Annotated in this window: 19 protein-coding genes; 7 read left to right on the forward strand and 12 right to left on the reverse strand. The window is 35.5% G+C overall.

Going from position 1 to position 18,764, the window contains the following annotated elements; translation table 11 throughout:
• Positions 1-86 precede the first annotated feature (86 nt).
• The 3 genes from ACR9EA_RS10585 to ACR9EA_RS10595 form a co-directional block, all read right to left on the reverse strand.
• The gene (locus ACR9EA_RS10585; protein WP_435132623.1) at positions 87-1,841 is read right to left on the reverse strand and encodes an amidohydrolase; all 1,755 of its coding nucleotides are present in this window, start codon (positions 1,839-1,841) and stop codon (positions 87-89) included.
• Positions 1,842-2,053: 212 nt separating this feature from the next.
• Positions 2,054-3,184 (reverse strand): chorismate-binding protein, encoded by a 1,131-nt coding sequence (locus ACR9EA_RS10590; RefSeq protein WP_435132625.1) that lies wholly within the window; start codon positions 3,182-3,184, stop codon positions 2,054-2,056.
• A complete protein-coding gene (locus tag ACR9EA_RS10595; protein ID WP_435132627.1) occupies positions 3,185-3,610 on the reverse strand; it encodes a PaaI family thioesterase in 426 nt (141 codons plus the stop codon).
• A 64-nt stretch (positions 3,611-3,674) separates the two neighbouring features.
• On the opposite strand from ACR9EA_RS10595, the gene ACR9EA_RS10600 reads away from it, so the two are divergent.
• Complete coding sequence (locus ACR9EA_RS10600) at positions 3,675-4,256, forward strand: GNAT family N-acetyltransferase (protein ID WP_435132629.1); 582 nt, start codon at positions 3,675-3,677, stop codon at positions 4,254-4,256.
• Between the two features lie 2 nt (positions 4,257-4,258).
• On the opposite strand, the gene ACR9EA_RS10605 is transcribed toward ACR9EA_RS10600, so the two are convergent.
• Positions 4,259-5,206: an NAD(P)H-dependent flavin oxidoreductase gene (locus ACR9EA_RS10605; RefSeq protein ID WP_435132631.1), complete on the reverse strand. Its 948-nt coding sequence runs from the start codon at positions 5,204-5,206 to the stop codon at positions 4,259-4,261.
• Positions 5,207-5,417: 211 nt separating this feature from the next.
• On the opposite strand from ACR9EA_RS10605, the gene ACR9EA_RS10610 reads away from it, so the two are divergent.
• From ACR9EA_RS10610 to ACR9EA_RS10625, 4 genes are all read left to right on the forward strand, one after another.
• Positions 5,418-5,792 (forward strand): PKD domain-containing protein, encoded by a 375-nt coding sequence (locus ACR9EA_RS10610; RefSeq protein WP_435132633.1) that lies wholly within the window; start codon positions 5,418-5,420, stop codon positions 5,790-5,792.
• Between the two features lie 42 nt (positions 5,793-5,834).
• Positions 5,835-6,650, forward strand: a complete 816-nt coding sequence (locus ACR9EA_RS10615; RefSeq protein WP_435132635.1) for a class I SAM-dependent methyltransferase — start codon at positions 5,835-5,837, stop codon at positions 6,648-6,650.
• A gap of 17 nt (positions 6,651-6,667) precedes the next feature.
• Entirely contained in the window at positions 6,668-7,180 is a 513-nt protein-coding gene (locus ACR9EA_RS10620) for a nuclear transport factor 2 family protein (RefSeq protein ID WP_435132637.1), read from the forward strand.
• Between the two features lie 82 nt (positions 7,181-7,262).
• A complete protein-coding gene (locus ACR9EA_RS10625) occupies positions 7,263-7,802 on the forward strand; it encodes a YSC84-related protein (RefSeq protein ID WP_435132640.1) in 540 nt (179 codons plus the stop codon).
• A 53-nt stretch (positions 7,803-7,855) separates the two neighbouring features.
• On the opposite strand, the gene ACR9EA_RS10630 is transcribed toward ACR9EA_RS10625, so the two are convergent.
• The 7 genes from ACR9EA_RS10630 to ACR9EA_RS10660 form a co-directional block, all read right to left on the reverse strand.
• Positions 7,856-8,863: an LLM class flavin-dependent oxidoreductase gene (locus tag ACR9EA_RS10630; RefSeq protein WP_435132643.1), complete on the reverse strand. Its 1,008-nt coding sequence runs from the start codon at positions 8,861-8,863 to the stop codon at positions 7,856-7,858.
• 52 nt (positions 8,864-8,915) lie between these two features.
• Complete coding sequence (treF, locus tag ACR9EA_RS10635) at positions 8,916-10,499, reverse strand: alpha,alpha-trehalase TreF (RefSeq protein ID WP_435132646.1); 1,584 nt, start codon at positions 10,497-10,499, stop codon at positions 8,916-8,918.
• Between the two features lie 96 nt (positions 10,500-10,595).
• Positions 10,596-12,008: a TolC family protein gene (locus tag ACR9EA_RS10640; protein WP_435132648.1), complete on the reverse strand. Its 1,413-nt coding sequence runs from the start codon at positions 12,006-12,008 to the stop codon at positions 10,596-10,598.
• Positions 12,008-13,360 carry an HlyD family secretion protein gene (locus ACR9EA_RS10645; protein ID WP_435132651.1) on the reverse strand — a complete coding sequence of 451 codons (1,353 nt, stop codon included), beginning with the start codon at positions 13,358-13,360 and terminating at the stop codon, positions 12,008-12,010. Before ACR9EA_RS10645 ends, ACR9EA_RS10640 begins: the two co-directional genes overlap by 1 nt.
• Entirely contained in the window at positions 13,360-15,015 is a 1,656-nt protein-coding gene (locus tag ACR9EA_RS10650) for a peptidase domain-containing ABC transporter (RefSeq protein WP_435132654.1), read from the reverse strand. The genes ACR9EA_RS10645 and ACR9EA_RS10650 overlap by 1 nt, the downstream gene beginning before the upstream one ends.
• Positions 15,016-15,081: 66 nt before the next feature.
• Entirely contained in the window at positions 15,082-15,753 is a 672-nt protein-coding gene (locus tag ACR9EA_RS10655) for a TetR/AcrR family transcriptional regulator (RefSeq protein WP_435132657.1), read from the reverse strand.
• 79 nt (positions 15,754-15,832) lie between these two features.
• On the reverse strand, positions 15,833-16,420 hold the full coding sequence (locus ACR9EA_RS10660) for a hypothetical protein (protein ID WP_435132660.1): 588 nt from the start codon (positions 16,418-16,420) through the stop codon (positions 15,833-15,835).
• A gap of 162 nt (positions 16,421-16,582) precedes the next feature.
• Here ACR9EA_RS10660 and ACR9EA_RS10665 point away from each other — a divergent pair, with 162 nt between their 5' ends.
• The gene (locus ACR9EA_RS10665) at positions 16,583-17,119 is read left to right on the forward strand and encodes a DUF4251 domain-containing protein (protein WP_435132663.1); all 537 of its coding nucleotides are present in this window, start codon (positions 16,583-16,585) and stop codon (positions 17,117-17,119) included.
• A gap of 1 nt (position 17,120) precedes the next feature.
• On the opposite strand, the gene ACR9EA_RS10670 is transcribed toward ACR9EA_RS10665, so the two are convergent.
• Positions 17,121-18,044, reverse strand: a complete 924-nt coding sequence (locus tag ACR9EA_RS10670; RefSeq protein WP_435132665.1) for a LysR family transcriptional regulator — start codon at positions 18,042-18,044, stop codon at positions 17,121-17,123.
• A 97-nt stretch (positions 18,045-18,141) separates the two neighbouring features.
• Between ACR9EA_RS10670 and ACR9EA_RS10675 the strand changes: the two genes are divergently transcribed.
• The gene (locus tag ACR9EA_RS10675) at positions 18,142-18,750 is read left to right on the forward strand and encodes an NAD(P)H-dependent oxidoreductase (protein ID WP_435132667.1); all 609 of its coding nucleotides are present in this window, start codon (positions 18,142-18,144) and stop codon (positions 18,748-18,750) included.
• The last annotated feature ends 14 nt before the right edge of the window (positions 18,751-18,764 follow it).

Here is an 18,764-nt window from a genome sequence, read left to right on the forward strand (position 1 = left end):
TACACATTCCTAAATTGAAATTTGCACCAAAAGCTGTTTTAGTTCTATTTCTTACTCTTTTTACTAATTACTTCATGGAGCTCATACTATTTCTTAAAAACTGTATTCCCTTCTTTTATGGTCTCCAGCACAGTAATATCCTTAATACTCATTGGATCAATTTTAAGGGGATTCTTATCAAGAATAACAAAATCTGCTAATTTTCCTGCCTCTAAAGTACCTTTGGAATCTTCTTCAAAATATTGATATGCTCCCCATTTAGTTAAACTACAAAGCCCAATGTATGGACTCACTCTTTCATCTGGTCCAATAATATCTCCAGACCTGCTTACTCTATTAACTGTAGTATGTAAAATCATAATACTACTAGGTAAGGCTACAGGAGCATCGTGGTGTTCGGTGAAAATCATGCCTTTTTTCAAGGCTGTTGCTGTTGGAGAGATTTTGTAAGCCCGTTCCTTTCCTAAAGTTTCATCGCGATGCCAATCGCCCCAATAATAAGTATGCATACTAAAAAAAGAGGGAGACATGCCTAATTCTTTCATTTTATCCAATTGATCAAAACGTACGGTTTGGGAATGTATCATTACAGGTCGTCTGTCATTCTTCCCATAAGTTTCGGTGGCTTTTGTAACGGCTTCAATCAATTGGTCTCCTGAAGCATCGCCATTACAATGGGTTAAAATCTGCCAGTTATGAGCGTATGCCGAATCTACAAATTTAAGAACTTCGGCATTCTCTTTTATCGCAGGATAGCCTCTATAGTCCTTTGGTTTTCCCTGAGGCGGCACTTTATAAGGTTTGGTTAACCATGCTGTTTTTCCTTGAGGAGAACCATCTAAAGACAATTTTACACCTGCTATTCTATAATGATTGGTATATTGATCGCTATCGCCATGAACCAACATATAATCCATTTGTGACTGAATATCTGGATATGCAGCAACATCTACAGGTAATTCGTTTCTACTCGCCAAAACTTTCCAGGTTTCGCAATTATCGGAAGTTGCTCTTCCTTCCTGAACTGTAGTATATCCAAATTTAATATAGGCTTCAATACCTGCCTTTGCGATAAGTTCATTAGCTTTGGTGTCTAAGGTCGACATAAATTTAATAAGCGGAATAAAACTAGCCATTTCCTCTAAAACACCATTCGGCACATCTGTACCGTCTTCTCTTCGTATAGCCCCTCCTGCAGGATCTTTTACACCAGCAGTATAACCCGCTACTTCCAGTCCTTTGTGATTGGTAGATGCTAAATGACCTGATTGATGGATAATATATACAGGTAACTCTGTAGATACTTTGTCTAAGTCGTCTGCTGTTGGGTGTCTCTTTTCTTTTAGTTGCGAATCATCATAACCAAACCCTATTATAACACCATATTTTGAAATGGCTTCTGTATTTTTCTCTTTCCATTCGTTCAGCAACCTAATAATGTCATCAATACTTTTACCTTCGCCATCTGGGTCTGGTAATAAATTTGCAGACACAGCCTGAAAACCAGCATTCCAGGCATGACCGTGACCATCGATAAATCCAGGCAAAAGCGTATGACCTTCTAAATCTATCATTTTATGACCTGATCCGGCCACTGTCATCGCCTCATCTCTTTTCCCAGTAAAGGCTATTCTTCCATCTTTCACAACAACAGCTTCAACATATTCAGGCGAGTCGCCTTCCATAGTAATAATGTCTCCATTATAATAGACAGCAGCATTGGAAGCAGCTACGTTTTCTGTAGTTTCATGATTTTCGGTTGTGGACTCTTTTGTAGTTTCTTTACAAGATGTTATAAATGCTAAAACTATCAGTATTAAAAATGGTAACTTAGATTTCATTGGTTCTTATTTATTGATTAATTGCACGTCTCAAAAAACACTTATAAACAATTAAAAATAAGACATTTAAAAGTATTTAACAAAATTTATAAAACAATAAAAGATTCACTTTAACTCAGCCTAAAACCTAATAAATAAAAAACAATTTCTATGAAATTAATGATTGCTACAAAACTTAAAATCTCTATAAAAGTTTTCCGATAGTATTTTTCTTAAAACAACACGGTTTTCATGGTTTGTGTTTTATGTTCGGTTTCTAAATATTCGGCTTCTGGATTAGAGTCTTTGGTAATCCCGCCGCCCACATACAAACTTACAGTGCTATTTTTAACCTGCATACAACGTAAATTAACAAACAAATGTGTAGCCGATTTTACGGTCGCATAGGCATTGTTCTCTACATTTCGCCTATTGGTATTTCTGGTTTGTCGTTGCTTAAAATTTAACTCACCAAGAAACCCCGTATAAAACGACCTGTTATACCCTTCGTTCTGAAGAATAAATTGTTTTGCATTTGCTTTAGGCAAACCACATACCGCAGGAGTGGGATGCAATGCCTTCACTATATTTAACAGATTGGTTTCTGGTTGTAAGATTGCAGAAATTTGAGTTTGCAAGTGTAAAAGCGAACCTGCTTTAACTGTATTAACTTTAGAAACCGATACCGTGTTAACCACTGGTTTTAATTGCGATTGAATAAAATCGATAACGTATTGTTGCTCCTTAATTTCTTTCTCTCCCCAATCAACTTCCAAAGTGCCTTTATAAACTTGTGTCCCCGCCAAGGCCATAGTGGTTAATCGGTTGCCTTCGATTTGGAGCAAAGTTTCTGGAGTAGCCCCTAACCAAAGTCCGACTTGCGGATGATACCAGCAATACACAAAGGCACGCCTATAGTTTACCAATAGTTTTTTTAAAACCGTTACTATATTAAAATCCTTAACCGTTATTAACTCTTCGCGCGACAATACAACTTTCTCAAACGCATGAGACTTTATAGCCTGTATTGCAGAAGTAACAAGTGCAGTATATGCTGATTTAACTTCCTCCTGATTTTCCGTTGTGATGGTTTTGGAATCTGTAAAATCAGCTTCTAGAATTTCAAAATCGACTTCAATTTGGAGTTTTTCTGAAACCTCCAAAGGTATTAATACAGCATTTGAAACATCATCAAAAGGTGCAAAAACAAAGCCTGATTCTGTAAATGTTTCAGTAAAATTTAATTGATTATTGTTTTGAAATAATCCTGTAACATTATTAGAATTTGGTTTACTGTACGCAACAAAAGGTAATTGATTAGCGAATTGCGATTTTATTTTATCAAAAAAAAGACGCTCTTGCATTTACTTATTTTTAGGTAATGCAATGGTGGATAATTTGCATATCGAAATTAAGTTATCGGCCTCATCGGTTACCTTAATATCCAACAATTGTGTTGTTCGTCCTTTATGTAAAAATGTAGCTTTAGCGAACACATACCCCGAACGAATACTTTTTAAATGATTGGCTGTAATTTCTATCCCCCGAACAAAAAACTCTTCGGTATCTATAAAAATATGACTTGCGAAGCTTCCCACACTTTCTGCCAAAGCTGCCGTTGCACCGCCATGCAAAACGCCATCGGGCTGATGTACTTTAGGCGTTACAGGCATACGTGCTACCAGAAAATCATCGCCAAAATCTACAATTTCTATTTGCAAAGTCTCCATGAGTGTATTTTTACAGGCTGCATTGGCTTGTTTAAGCACAAGGTCTTTAGATAATTTCATGTAAAAAGTATATTTTTAGTCTTGCAAAAGTACAAAACACGATGCAGATAATTTTATTTAGGCTATGAACATTCAACATTTAGAAAACGAACGCGTACGACTTTCATTATTAGATTTAAGCAACTACGCTCATATACAACACATTGCTTCCCAAAAAGATTTAGTGCAGTATTCACCTTCAAATATTGCAACACTAGAAGCCTTTAAAGATTATGTACAAACAGCCGTAGATGGCTATTACCATAAAACCTGTATTCCTTTTATTATTTTCGATAAGAAAAATGCTGCTTATGCAGGAAGCACCAGATTTATGAACATAGACTACAACAACAAGGTAATCGAGATCGGGTCGACTTGGATTGGTTACGAATTTCAAGGCACAGGACTAAACAAACACATGAAATTTTTAATGCTAAACCATGCTTTCGAAATTATGCAATTTGAAAAAGTAGCCTTTAAAATAGACGAACGCAATTGGCGCTCCAGAAAAGCGGTTGAACAATTAGGTGCTAACTTAGAAGGTATTTTACGAAAAAACGTGTATCTATTAGATGGTTTTAAACGCAACACCTGCTGTTATGGTATTCTAAAAGAAGAATGGGATGTTTTAAAAGACACAGTATTTAAGGCGTATAGTACTAAATAATTTTAGTTAAGAAACCGTGCGACAATAGCTTTTACCGGCAGAATACTTGTTGTATGTTCTATACTAGGCCCTGCCACCCAAACCGTTTTATAAGTCGCTTGCTTTGCTGCCTTTTCGGTAGCCCGCATACCGATAGAAAAACGAACCATTTTCACCCATTTTTTTAGTTTTCTATGCTTGTTTAAAACCCTTTCGTACCATGGTTGTGCTGTTCCAATTTGCTGCACATACGGTGTATTAATTACCGTACAAGGTGTGCCCGAGATACGCTCGGTCATAACAATATCTTTCGCCCCGTAATCTACACAGGCTTGTTTGTATTCGGCCGTAACATTTGCTTCTTCCGAAGCAATAAATGGACTGCCAATAGAAACGCCTTCGGCACCTAATGTTAACATCTGTTCGAAATCGGATTTTGTACCTACTCCACCTGCAGAAATTACAGGAATATTACAGTTTAGGGTCAATTCTTGTATTAAAGCTTTAGGAGACAGACTACCACGATGCCCTCCTGCCAGATCGTTTACAGCTATTAAAGCATCGGCACCTAAACCTTCAACTTTCTTCGCATAATTTAAATCGGTAACATCGCAAAATACTTTTATGCCAACCTTGTGTGCTTGTTTTATAGTTTCGGCTGGACTTCCCAAAGAGGTAATTATAAAATCGCACCCTTCTTGGCACAACAACTCTAACTGTGCTTTAAATTTTGGGTTAGATTTATTAACTATTAAATTAAACCCAAATGCTCCGCCACTAACTTTTTCCCGTTTCAATACCTCTATAGCGGCTTTTAACTCTGGTAAAGTCCTATAATTTAACGCAGGAATACAACCCGCTATACCACTTTTCATCGCCTCTGTTACCATAGCAACATTAGACACTAAAAACATTGGCGCCATAATAATAGGGTGCGAAATACTTAAAAGCTCGGTTAATTTGGTTTGCATAATATGAGTTTGATGTCTAACAAATATAAGTCAATTTTATTATGCATGCATAATTTTAAAACGATTTAACGTCATAAAAAAATGTCTTTCAAACAGGCTTCAACATTACAAACGAATGCTATAACGCTACTTTTTTTCGTTTTAAAACTATTTTTTAATATTGATTTTCAGTAAATTACATTAAAATAAATAATTCAACCTAAAATATTATATGATGTCAAAATTAAAATTATTAAGTATTGTACTATTATCCGTTTGTACAGGGATTTTTAGCTGTAGTGATGATGATCCTGATAACGTAATTGATTGTTTATTTGAAGGTGCATACTTTAAAATAAACCATACAGCAGACTCAAACAATGTAAAAACCATTACATTCACAGTAACCTACGATGGCGAAGAAACTTTGGATAATAACATTAAATGGGATTTTGGAGATGGTTCTGCCGAACAAACCATTTCTGGTACTACAGCAACGCACACTTACACCAACTCTGGCGACTACACAGTAAAAATTAAGCCTACTGTAAGAAATGGAGATGCCTATTGTACTGTTGAAAAAGAATTGAATATTACAGTTAATTAACCATTGTATGTAACAAGCAATTACATTTTTAATACACGAGTTATGACACCCGAAGAAAATTATATTGCCATTAATAAAGCTTCTTGGAATGCAAAAACAAAAACACATCTTAACTCTAAATTTTATGATGTTGAAGGATTTCTAAAAGGCAAAAACTCGTTAAATGATATCGAACTCCAACTCCTTGAATCCGTTAAGGGGAAAAAAATACTGCATTTACAATGCCATTTCGGACAAGATTCGCTATCACTACAACGTATGGGAGCTCAAGTTACAGGAGTAGACCTATCCGACGAAGCTATAAAAACGGCGAAACGTTTAAACGAAACACTGCAGCTTAATGCCCAATTTGTGTGCTGCGATATTTACGAACTTCCTAATTATTTAAACGACACGTTCGACATCGTGTTTACAAGTTACGGCACTATAGGGTGGTTGCCCGATTTAAACCGATGGGCAAAACTAATTAACCGCTACCTTAAACCTAATGGCCAGTTTGTTTTTGTAGAATTTCATCCTGTTGTATGGATGTTTGATGATGATTTTAAAACTATAGCTTATCGCTATTTTAAATCGGATGCTATAATAGAAACTGAATCGGGAACTTATGCCGATAAAACAGCAAACATAAGCACCAAGACCATTACTTGGAACCATGCTCTAAGCGAAGTCATTACTGCACTAATGTCTCAAGATTTAAAACTCATAACATTTCAAGAATACGACTATTCGCCCTACGATTGTTTTGAAGAAACCATAGAAGCTATGCCTGGAAAATTCAGAATAAAACATCTAAGCAATACAATTCCCATGGTTTATGCCATTAGTGCTAAAAAATGTAATCATAATCTCTATTAACCATTAAAACTTCTTTTATGAAAACAATTAAACTACCACTCTTAATAATAATGATTTGCTACTGTATATTCAGTTGCAAAGACGAAGAAAAAAAACCAGAAACTACAACTAAAACCACTAACCCTATCACCGAAACATATCCAGAAGCCCAACATGAAATAAAACAGGTATTAGATAGTTTATTTACAAGCATCAAAAATAAGGATGTAGACCAATTACTTTCATTTCATCTTTACAACGATAAATTCACAGAATTCAGAGGAGGATTACCTAGAACAAATGCTAAAGAAAACGAAGCTTATGAACGACAATTAATAGAAAGTATTTCTGCTTTCGAATACAAATTAAATGACCTGAAAATAAATGTATTTGAAGATGTCGCAATTGTAACTTGTAATGCCAATTTAATTCCAACAATTAACGACAAGGCTGTACCTTTATGGAGACAAATTACACTTGTATTTGTAAAGTACCATAATACATGGAAAATAACACACGAACATCTATCTCCCTTACAGCAAGTTGATTAAAAAAATAACTTTAACAAAATAATACTGTCTTAAAAAAAGTTTTAATACCTTAGAGATGAATTAATTAATCAATAATAAAATCATGAAACAACTTAAAACCTTAATTACATTTTTGCTCCTCGCTCAATTTTCTGTTTCGCTTTCTGCACAATCCGAAAAAGACAAAAAAATTATAAAAGATGCCGATGATGCTGTAGCGACTTTATTGGAGGTGAACCCGAGTTTAAGAGAGTATTTCGATAAATCTGCTGGTTGTGTTATTTTTCCAAATGTAGGAAAAGGCGGATTTATAGTTGGAGGCGCTTCAGGCAACGGTGTACTTTACGAATATGGCAAGAAAAAAGGCATGGCCAGCGTAAAAGAATTAAATGTTGGTTTAACAGCCGGAGGTCAAGCACTTATAGAAGTTATCTTTTTTGAAAGTAAAGAAGAAGTCGATAAATTTAAAGAAGGTAAATTCACTTTTGATGCTGGCGTATCGGCAACTGCCATAAAATCTGGAGAAAGTTTAGATGCCAAATACAAAGATGGCGTTGCTGTTTTTACCCATACTAAAGGTGGTTTAATGGCTGAAGCTTCTGTTGGCGGACAAAAATTCAACTATAAGCCTTTTAAAGATTAAAAATTATAAAACTATAGAATAGTAAAAAGACCAGAAGTTTCTGGTCTTTTTTTTTATTTAAACAATTCGCTAAGCAATGTGTAAGAATGTTTTCGCGCTTCTAGATCGTAAATATGAGACACTACAATTAACTCCTGAACCCGTGTTTGCAACACAAAATCTTCTAATTGCTTGGCTACAGTTGTTTTACTGCCTATAAAAGTATACTGAAGCATACTTAAAATCATCTCTTTTTGCGGCAGATTCCAGATACCTTCCATCGTAGGTATTGGCGGTTGTAAAGGGCGTCTGGTATTGGTTATTATTCCCATAGCCAATTGATATAAACTCGTTGCCAATTTATGGGCTTCTTCGTCTGTATCGGCTAAAATTACATTTACACAAGCAAAAGCATAAGGCGATTGTAAAACCGCCGATGGCTGAAATTCGTTATTATAAATATGAAGTGCATTAAACAATTGTGCTGGTGCAAAATGACTTGCAAAAGCATATGGCCAGCCTTTTTGCGCTGCCAGTTTGGCACTAAAAGTACTAGACCCCAATAAATACATAGGAATGTCCAAACCTTCGCCCGGAATGGCCCGAACCGCCTCGGAAAAATTATCTTCGGAAAAATACTGCTGTAATTCTATTAAATGATTAGGAAAATCCTGAACACTTTCCTGCTTATCGCGACGCAAAGCCAAGGTTGTACGCTGGTCTGTTCCAGGAGCCCTGCCAATACCTAAATCTATGCGATTTGGATATAAGGTTTCTAACGTACCAAATTGCTCGGCAACGACTAAGGGCGCATGATTTGGAAGCATAATACCACCAGAACCCACACGTATTTTGGATGTATTTTCGGCAATATATCCCAGTAGTACCACTGTAGCCGAACTCACCAAACTATCCATATTATGATGCTCCGAAATCCAAAATCTATAAAACCCTAACCGCTCGGCATGTTGCGCTAAACTTAAGGCATTATGCATGGCTTGCTGCTGGGATTTACCTTGTAATACAGGTACTAAATCTAATACCGAATATTTAATATGTTGTAAAGTAGAAGGTGTACTCATATATAATCTTTTAATTTGAGTACTAATGAAAAAACCATGCCTAAAGCGCTTTTCAAGGCCTTTGTTTTAGCTTTTCTTTAAAAGCCAAATACACACCATTGCTCCAACCAAAACCATCTTGCAGGGCATATTCTCCACCACCAGCCAGAAGACTGAGGTCTTCGACATTATATTTTTCGACAAACTTGCCCGTATTTTCATAAACTTTCTCGTTTAAAGCAGTCCAGCGTTGCATGATTGTAGTGGCCAAGTCATAATGTCCGTAACGTTCCAGCCCAATAACAGTCATCCATTGTAATGGCGCCCAACCGTTAGGCGCATCCCATTGTTCGCCAGTTTCATTATTTGTAGTAACAACACCTCCCGGTTTCAAAAAATGAGTTTCGATGTATTTTGCTACAGATGCAGCCTGCTCGTCTGTCGCCATATTAAAATATAACGGGTAAACCATAGCTAGCGACAAGCGATTTGTTTGCTTTTGGGTTTTAAAATTATAATCTTCAAAAACTCCTAAAGTTTGATTGTACTGTTTAGTATTCAAAAATGTAATCCGATTTGCCTGACTGGTTTTTAATGCTGTAACAAACTCAGGATCTTCATTTTTGAAACTACGTATTAAAACAGTTTCCATACCATACATTAACGCTTGTAGGTCTACCGGAATTATATTTAAGGTTTCAGTTGTTCCTAACCGCTTACCATCTGCAAGCCAACGCGAACTAAAATCCCAACCAGATTCGGCAGCAGCCCTTAAATTTTTATAGACTAACGAATCTGCCGAAAAATCTTGAGCCAATTTAACATCTTCTTTATAGGCCTCTTGTCTGGGTTTATTAAAGGCGTCGTAATACCTGTTCATGGCACCAAACTTGGTATTAACAACATGTTTATTTATTGCTTTATTTGAGTTATGAGCCATCCAAAATTCGTATTCTTTACGCAGTTCTACTTTATAATTTTCATAAATAGAATCGCCTTTGTACTGCCCCAGTAAATCGATCATTTGAGCAAAAAATGGCGGTTGCGATCGCGATAAATAATACGTTCTGTTACCATTAGGAATATGGCCATAAGTCGCTATTAAATAAGCAAAATTATCGAGCATATCTGCAACCACATCAAATTCTTTACTTGCAACTAAACCCAACATGGTAAAATACGAGTCCCAATAATATATTTCACGAAATCGCCCACCTGGCACAATATACGGGTTAGGCAGTTCTATAAGGGTATTGTTAATATTATTAGGCTTACCTTGATGCTTCAATACCGGCCACAAACGTTTTATATGTGTAGTCGCCGAATTAGAAGTATCTGAAACGAATACGGTTTCATGGGAATTCGGCAAATCGAAATACGTTTTTACGAAAGTTTTTAGATTAAAATCGGAATTGTTTTTTTGAGATTGATAGAGCTTTGAAATCTCTGCATAAGATATTTTAGGCCGACAATCTACAAAGGTTTTGCTATCTAAAAATACATTAGAGGTTTGCACCGCTTCAAACAAATCGCCCAGAAATATATCGGGAGTATTGTACAACTCTGTTGAAGAACTTGAATGTTCTGGTTTTTCTTTTGTTTCCTGATGACAGTCTAACAAAAGCATGCAACATAACAGCATAAATATTTTGTACATGGTTTAGGGTTTTCCTAAAAGATAACATTTTTTAAGCAAACCCTTACTTTGAGCAAGTTAATTTCTTCCAACTGAAGAAATTACACCTAAAACCCTCTAAATAGATAAACCCAAACTGTTATATAACTTAGCAATAGCCTCTAAGCGCTTGGTAATTAAATTGTTTTCTTTAATCTGGGCATCTATAAGTTTTTGCTCGCGCGAATTGACTAAAAACAAGGAGCTTTCTCCCAACTCGAATTTTCGCTCTTCGGCTTTAACCATCGTTTCGTAATCGCTTACAATATTTTTAATCAACTCGTTTTGGGTCTCTAAAGACGAAATTTCTGCTTGAATGGCTTCTGCCTTATTTTTAATCTTTAACACGGCATTCATTCTATCTAATTTAGCATCCTGCAATTTTAATTTAGTTAATCGTAAATCGCCACGTTCTTTTCTTAAAAACAACGGCATACTAAAATTAACATAAGCCTTATAATTAGCTGTATTGAACGAATCTAACCGATCGGCATCTTGAGTAAGGAAATTATACTGCAAATCTAATTTCGGCAATAGCTTATTGGTTTTTAAAAATTTATCAACTCCCAACTCCCCTATTTTAGCATCTAGGCTCATTACTTTTGGGTGAGTATCTAAAAAATCGGTATTGTTTTCTAAATCTTCAATTAACAAAGATGTTTGAAGGGTTTCTACAGAAGGTAGCATAGGTAGGATGCCGTCTTGTACTTCCATAGGAATATCGTTAATCCACAAATAATTACTAAGTTCTAAGCTGGCTTTTCTCACCATTAAATTGGCAGCTTCTAAACCTAGCTGCCTATTTTGGAATGTAATTTTAGCTTCGGTAAAATCAATCTCTGCCTTATCGCCAGTTTCAACACTACGGCCAATAGCATCTTGCCGTTCTTTGGCATTAATTAAAAACGATTCGTAAATCTGTTGTTCTGTAACTGCTTGTAGCCAATTAAAGTATGCTTTACTGGCCTGAAAGAGTAAATCGTTAATTTGTAAATGTCGCTCTGCCTCGGTTTGGCTTCTAAAAAATTTCGCCTTTTTTAAAGTAGCCATACGCTCGTCTATCAGCAAACCTTGCGCTAAAGAAAACGACACTCCGGCACTATACAAACCGTCTTCGGGCACGGTTAAACTAGGGTCCAGATAGTAGCCTGTATTATTTTCGTAATTGGCTTTAAACTCTATACCATACCAAGTTGGGACTTTAAAAACCGTATTAAATACATCGTAATACTCGGTGCCTTTAAATTTTTTGCGATTATAATCTACTTCTATTTTAGGATCGAATCCGCCACGTGCTTTCAGCAAATTAGCTTCACCACTACTTAAAGTAATATCGGCCTGTTTCATTATAGGGTGATACTTTTTTACATACCCTAAAAACTCTTCGAACGATAATACATTAGACGGATTTACAACCTCATGCTGAGCAAACAACACATTGCCCAAACAAAATAAAGCATAGCATAAAACAATAGTTCTTAAATTGTTCATTACTTTTTATCTTTTGTTTTATCGGTTTGTTCTGGCTGGTAGTAATTTGGTGGGAATCCGTTTAGTCTTCTCCATATCTCAAACCATATAGGCACATCTTCTAACAACGAGAAGGTATAAGCACCAGAGCCCACACTTAAACGTTCCGGCCAGGCATTCGAATCGTTATTAGGGGCAACCAGCACTCTATATTTTCCGTTTGCACTAATAAACGACTCTATTGCCACAATATGCCCTGCATACGTACCATACGACGTATTGGGCCACCCACTAAAGAAAATCGCAGGCCAACCATCGAACTGAATACGCACTTCGTCGTCTATATGTAACAACGGTAAATCTATTGGGGTAATGTATGTTTCTACTGCCAACTGGTAATTAGCTGGCATAATACCTACAATTTGTTCGCCTTCTTTAAAGGTTTCTCCAATTCCGCCTTTTAATGCTTTAGTGATGTATCCGTTTTGTGGGGCACGAATGTAAGATAAGTTATTACGGATTTCGTAATTGGTAGATTGATTTTCTAACTTCGATACTTGTGCCTGCGCATCGTACTGATTGGATTCTGCTGTAAATTTATCACTCTGCGATTTTGCTATTTTATCGGCATATTCGGCCGAAATACGACTAATTTCAATCCGTGCATTAATAACATCATTTTTAGACGTTAATAATTTATTTTCGAGAGCAATTAATTTAGCTTGTGCTTCCTGTAATTTCACTCGTTTTTCCTCGACATCGGTCATGGCTTTTAAACCTTCGCTTTGCAAGGTTTGGGTTCGATTGTATTGGCGTTCTACAATATCGTAATTGTTTTTTAAAGCAACCAAATCCATACTATCACTAACCACTTTAAATTTAGATTGCTCTAATTTATTTTTGGCTTGGGTTAATTTTAACTGCCGCTCGTTTTGCAACGCTACAATTTGCCCTTCTAAAGCTTTCACTTTTTCTTGGTACGATACTACGGCCCTACTTTTGGCTTCTTTCTGCACATTGGTTCGCGCTACCAAATTAGGATCTTGATATTCGTTTTTTATTTCCGAAATATGCAATATAGTATCGCCTTTGTGCACATAATCGCCTTCCATAACATACCATTTCTCTATACGTCCTGGTATAGGCGATTGTATTGTTTGTGGTCGTTGATCTGGTGTTAAGGTCGTCACATAACCCCTACCGCTTACGTTCTGCGTCCAGGGTAAAAACAATACTATTAAAATGATAATCGAAAATATAATGAGCAAGCGATTAAACATTTTGCTGTTTTTAGGAGAAAATGCTTTTTGATAAGATTTAAACGCTTGTAACGATATTTTTTTATTAAGCTGATTCTGAGAAATGTTTAACATTATAAAGCCGCTTTATTAATGATTTTTCCGTTTGAAATTTCTATAATTTTATTACAATGCGCCCTCCAATTTTCGTTCTGGCTAGACACTACCAAAGCCCAAGGGCGTTCTTTAGCTGTTAAATACTTAATTAAACGCTCGGCTTCTTCATTTTCTAAATACTCTAACGGATCTTTTAATAACAATAATTTAGGTTGATGCACTATAGCTCTAGCCAACAAAATGCGTTTAGATACTGTAAACGGGATTTGTTGCCCCTCTGGATATAAAATTGTGTTTAATCCTTTAGGCTGCGTTTTTACAAAAGCCAACAAACCTAAATTTTCTAAAACTTCATTTAAATATCCTATAGATATATCTTTTCTACCAAAGGTTATATTTTCTAAGATTGTCCCTTCAAAAGGTAATTGAGAAGGTAAAACCTGCCCAACATTAGCACGATACTTATTAGGCCAAATTCCTAACATAGACACGTCGTTTACATAAAACGCTCCGTAGGTAGGCACTACCAATCCAGACAATATTTTTAACAAGGTTGTTTTGCCTGATCCCGATTTTCCATCTAAAAGAATACGACTGTCCTGCTGAATTTTAAAATTTAATTCTCTTAATATTTTAATACCTTCTGGATTTCTATACGTTATATTTTCTAATTCAATTTTTAAATCTCTATCTAATTGAAATGGATCTTCTCCAGATTGCGATTCTAATTCCTTATCGACAATCTGACCTATTTTTTCTAGAGATGTTAACACATCGTACACCGATTCTAAACCGCGAATAAGCTTCTCTACCGAAGTAATTACCAATAAAATAATAATTTCCGCCGCTACAAATTGCCCAATATTCATTTGTTGGTTAAGCACCAAAAGACCTCCTATAATTAACAACCCTGCGGTAACCAAAATTTTAAAACCTACAAGCTGTAAGAACTGAAGAATTAATATTCTGAAGTGATTTTCTCTTGCATCTAAATACGCTGCTGTTAAATCGTCGTTTTTATCCATGGCCAAAGAGGTGTTTCCAGACAATTTAAAACTTGTTAACGACCGAGATACTTCTTGAATCCAATGCGCTACCCGATATTTATTTTTAGACTCTAACAAACTGGTATCTAAACCTCTTCTTGCTGTAAATCGAAACACAAAATAAATAAGCAATACCAATAATAATCCATATAAAATAAAAAAGGTATGATAAAACGATAACAGAATAAGACCAAAAACAATTTGAAGCGCTGCCGCTGGAAAATCTATTAAAATCTTAGATAACCCTTTTTGAATTATTAATACATCGAAAAAGCGATTGGCTAATTCTGGAGGGTAATAATTATAAAGCTCTTTCATTTGTATTTTCGGAAAGCGATATGCAAACTCGAAAGAAGCCCTGGTAAATATTTTTTGTTGCACCGACTCTAAAATTCGCATTTGCATAACCTGTAAAACACCTTGAAACGCGACGCCTAAGGTTACCAAAACAACAAGTATAATCCACGATGTAGAGACTTGTGCGCCTTGTAACAAGTTAATAATGGCCTGAATACCTAAGGGTAAAGTTAAAGCCACAAGACCAGCAAAAATGGCATAATAGAATATCTGTCGAATATCTTTTTTGTCTAACTTAAGTAAGTTTATAAAACGGCTCCATGGCGTCATATTATTTTTCTTTTTAATTTTTTATTTTCTTAATGTTACAGTTTATCACTTAACATATTTCTTAATTTATTCTACTACCGTTTTGTTAACCAGTTGCAAATAAAACGTAACCATATCGTCTTTATCGTTAATGGTATTGGTTAGCCCTGGTAAATGTTCTGAAAAATATTGCTGTTGCAACGAGCTTTCTATTACGGTAGAGGCCAACATGGTAGGAAATTCAAATTTTGGATTAACGGCGGCTACCAAATCGCTAACACGCTGTACAACCCGCTTATACACCTCGTGAAACCCTTTTTTGTTCTCGAGATCTACATCCTTAGTATAAAAAGACTTAATAGACTCCGAAACGATGACCTTGTGTAGCACAACCTCATCGATATAACTAAAATCCTGATCGGTTTCTACAGGTTTTGTTAGTACTGTAATGGCTTTAGATAATTTGTCTTTTGGTGAGGTAATGTTACCAGTTGCAAATACCAATTTATACTCTACCCAACTCCAGTACCAATTTACCAAATACAATAAAAAATAGTGTTTGTTTTCGAAATACCTGTAAATAGAACTCTCGTTAGACCCGATAGCTGTTCCTAACTTTTTAAAGGTAAAAGTTTCGAAACCACAGGCATCTATCAATGCAATTCCTTCACTTACCATGCGTTTACCCAAACTGGTAGAGTTAGGATTTTTTATAAAAAGATCTGGATTAATTACAATATGTATTGGCAAATTTTCCATAGCCCAGCAAATATAATAGTAATACTATTAAAATGTAATAGTTTAACTTTTTTTTGAGGAAAATTTCACACTAACTCCATCACGCTTTGGAGAATGCAACATCCATTCCCTTTCCAAAATGGTTAAGCGCATTCATGGCCTGCTTCATTGTTATTGGCAAGTATTCAATATCTCCTTTTTTAAAATAACGCACTTCCCCAGCATCCATTTTAGGTGCATCGGGCACATAAACAGCAATGACTTCCGGATGACTTTTATCTGTAATAAAAGCGATTAAATAAAAGGTTTCTTCTTTTAGTAAAATAGGTTCCCAAAAATTTTGCTTTTTATACACATCTTCTTCTACCAACCTATATTTCATCATTTGAAACGATGGCAAAAAGTAAAACAAACGTTCTTCAAAAGTATTGCTCCAGTGTTTTAAAAACCAGTTCAATAAAAAATAACCGCACAAAACACCAATGAGTACCAACATTAAAAGTCCTACCACCAAAACTGCCGCTGGCCCAAATACCGATTTTAAATCTAAAGCCTCTGTTACTTTATGGGTTATTGGCGTAAGTAAGTGCAACGCCTTCCCCGATAACATGATAACCAAAAGCAAAGGCACAACTATAAACAAGGTGCCCGATAAAAAATATTTAAAAACAGAATTGGCTTTTTTCATATATCGTGTTAAGTTCTATTAATAGTTTAAATTTAAATAAAATGAAGCGAAATAAACACACGCACTGCAATCTATTATATAAAACCGTTAATTTACTGCAACCTCGTGTTATTTTCTTAAATTTATAAGGATTTTACGCTCTATTTTTAAACAAATAGCACTATGAAAACGAAACAGCTAATAACCTTTTGCCTTATACTAATTTCTGGGATAATGTTTTCGCAAACTAAAGCAGAAAAGAAAGCCGCAAAAAAAGAACGCGAAATGCAAGAGTTTAACATCCTGAAATCGTTAATAGATTCCAAAATCTACACTTTTGAAGCGACATGGGCCTTAACACAAGGTGGCGGCAGAATTAACTTAATGACCAACCCCAATTTTATGACCATTAATAATGATGACGCAAAAGCAGAACTGCCTTACTTTGGTGTTGTACAAATAATGACCAATTACGGGGGCAGTGGAGGAATAACATTTGAAGACCCGTTAACAGATTACAAAGTAACGTACAACGAGAAAAAAAGAAACATCTTGGTAACATTTAAAGCCAATAATAAAACCGAAAGTTTCGATGTTACTTTACGTGCTTCTGGCACCGAAAATGCAAGTGTAAATATAAATAGCACCAACAGAAACAGTATTACCTATCAAGGAAATTTAAAACTGATAGATAATAACACGCAACAAAACACCAATTAAATTAAGCGGTAAGCTCAACCCGTTTTGCATCGTCATATTCGTTACACAACATATCTTGAATAGTTTCTATTTCCTTATCTAAGATAGATTGTTTGCGCTTGCCAAAATACAAAGTACTTTCTACAGGATGATATCCGTCCCAAATTTTACGCACCTGATTATGCGCTAAAGCGTCTTTACAAATAAAATCTGGTAATACAGCCAAACCGGCTCCAATAGACAAACACCTAATAATAGAGAATTTATTAGGGACAATATAATTGGGCAGAAAATCTGGAAGCTCGTTAAAATTTTGTTCCCAAAACAACTTTAGTAACCGTAAATCGGAAGCTGTATTATACCACAATTGGTCTTTCAACCACTGCTTTAAATCGGTTTTATCCGACTTATCTAAGGCTTCAAATTCCGATAATTTTGTATCTCTACCTGCCACCAAAATCAATTTTTCTACTGTAAAAGGTTCAAAAACCAATTGTTTATTGTTACTAACATTAGATGTTAAAATAAGATCTATCGCTCCTTTTTCTAAAGCATCGGTAAGCGTTTCGTTGGTATCGAATTGCATAATTAAATTAAAATCCAATTTCGGTAAATATTTTTCTAATGCCTGCTGAAACGTTTCAACGCACATCCCTACATTTAAAGTTGCCCGCTGTGCACCAGGTTTCTTTTTAAACCGCAGTTCTATATCCTCTAAACCTTTTAACGAACTATTAATTTGCTGATATAATAATTTACCGCGTTCTGTAGGTATCATTTTTCGCGCCGTACGCTCAAATAATGGAAAACCGGTATATCCCTCTAAAGCATTTAAATGCAACCCTACTCCAGGTTGCGAGACATACAACTGCTTAGCAGCACCACTCATAGTACCTGTTTCGTAAATAGCTTTAAACGTTCTAAACCACTCTAAATTCGCTTGCATATCCATAATTTAAATTATACATAATGCAAATTTACATTATTTTTATTATTATAAAAACCCTCGTAATTTTGCCTCGTAATCTTAAAGAAAACACACCATGAAAAAGATATTTGTAATAAACGGAGGAAAAATTTTTGCCCATAGCGGAGGACTCTTCAATAAATCGTTATTAGATTTAGATAAAACGTATTTTACTGAAGCCAATGGCTTCGAATTAAAATTTACCGATATCAATTCACCTTACAATCTCCACGAAGAAATAGATAAATACCTATGGGCCGATGTGATTATTTATCATTTCCCAATCTGGTGGATGAGCATGCCTTATGCCTTAAAAGAATATATAGATAAAGTATTTACCGCTGGGCATCGCAAGGGCTTGTATTATAGCGACGGAAGAAAAGCCGAAAATCCAAACATAAACTACGGCACAGGTGGCCTGTTGCAAGGCAAACACTATATGGCAACCACGTCTTGGAATGCACCAGAAACAGCCTTTACCCTACCCGGAGAGTTTTTTAAGGAAACACCTGTAGACGAAGGTATATTATTTGGATTTCATAGAATGAACGAGTTTTTAGCCTTAAAGGCATTACCAAGTCTTCATTTTCACGACGTTGAAAAAAACAACACACCTGATGCACTTAACATACACAAAACAAATTATTTGAATCATTTGCAACGTATATTCCCCATAAAAGAGTAACTTTCTAAAACACA

The sequence above is a fragment of the Formosa sp. A9 genome, from assembly GCF_051200825.1.
Lineage (GTDB): Bacteria > Bacteroidota > Bacteroidia > Flavobacteriales > Flavobacteriaceae > Formosa.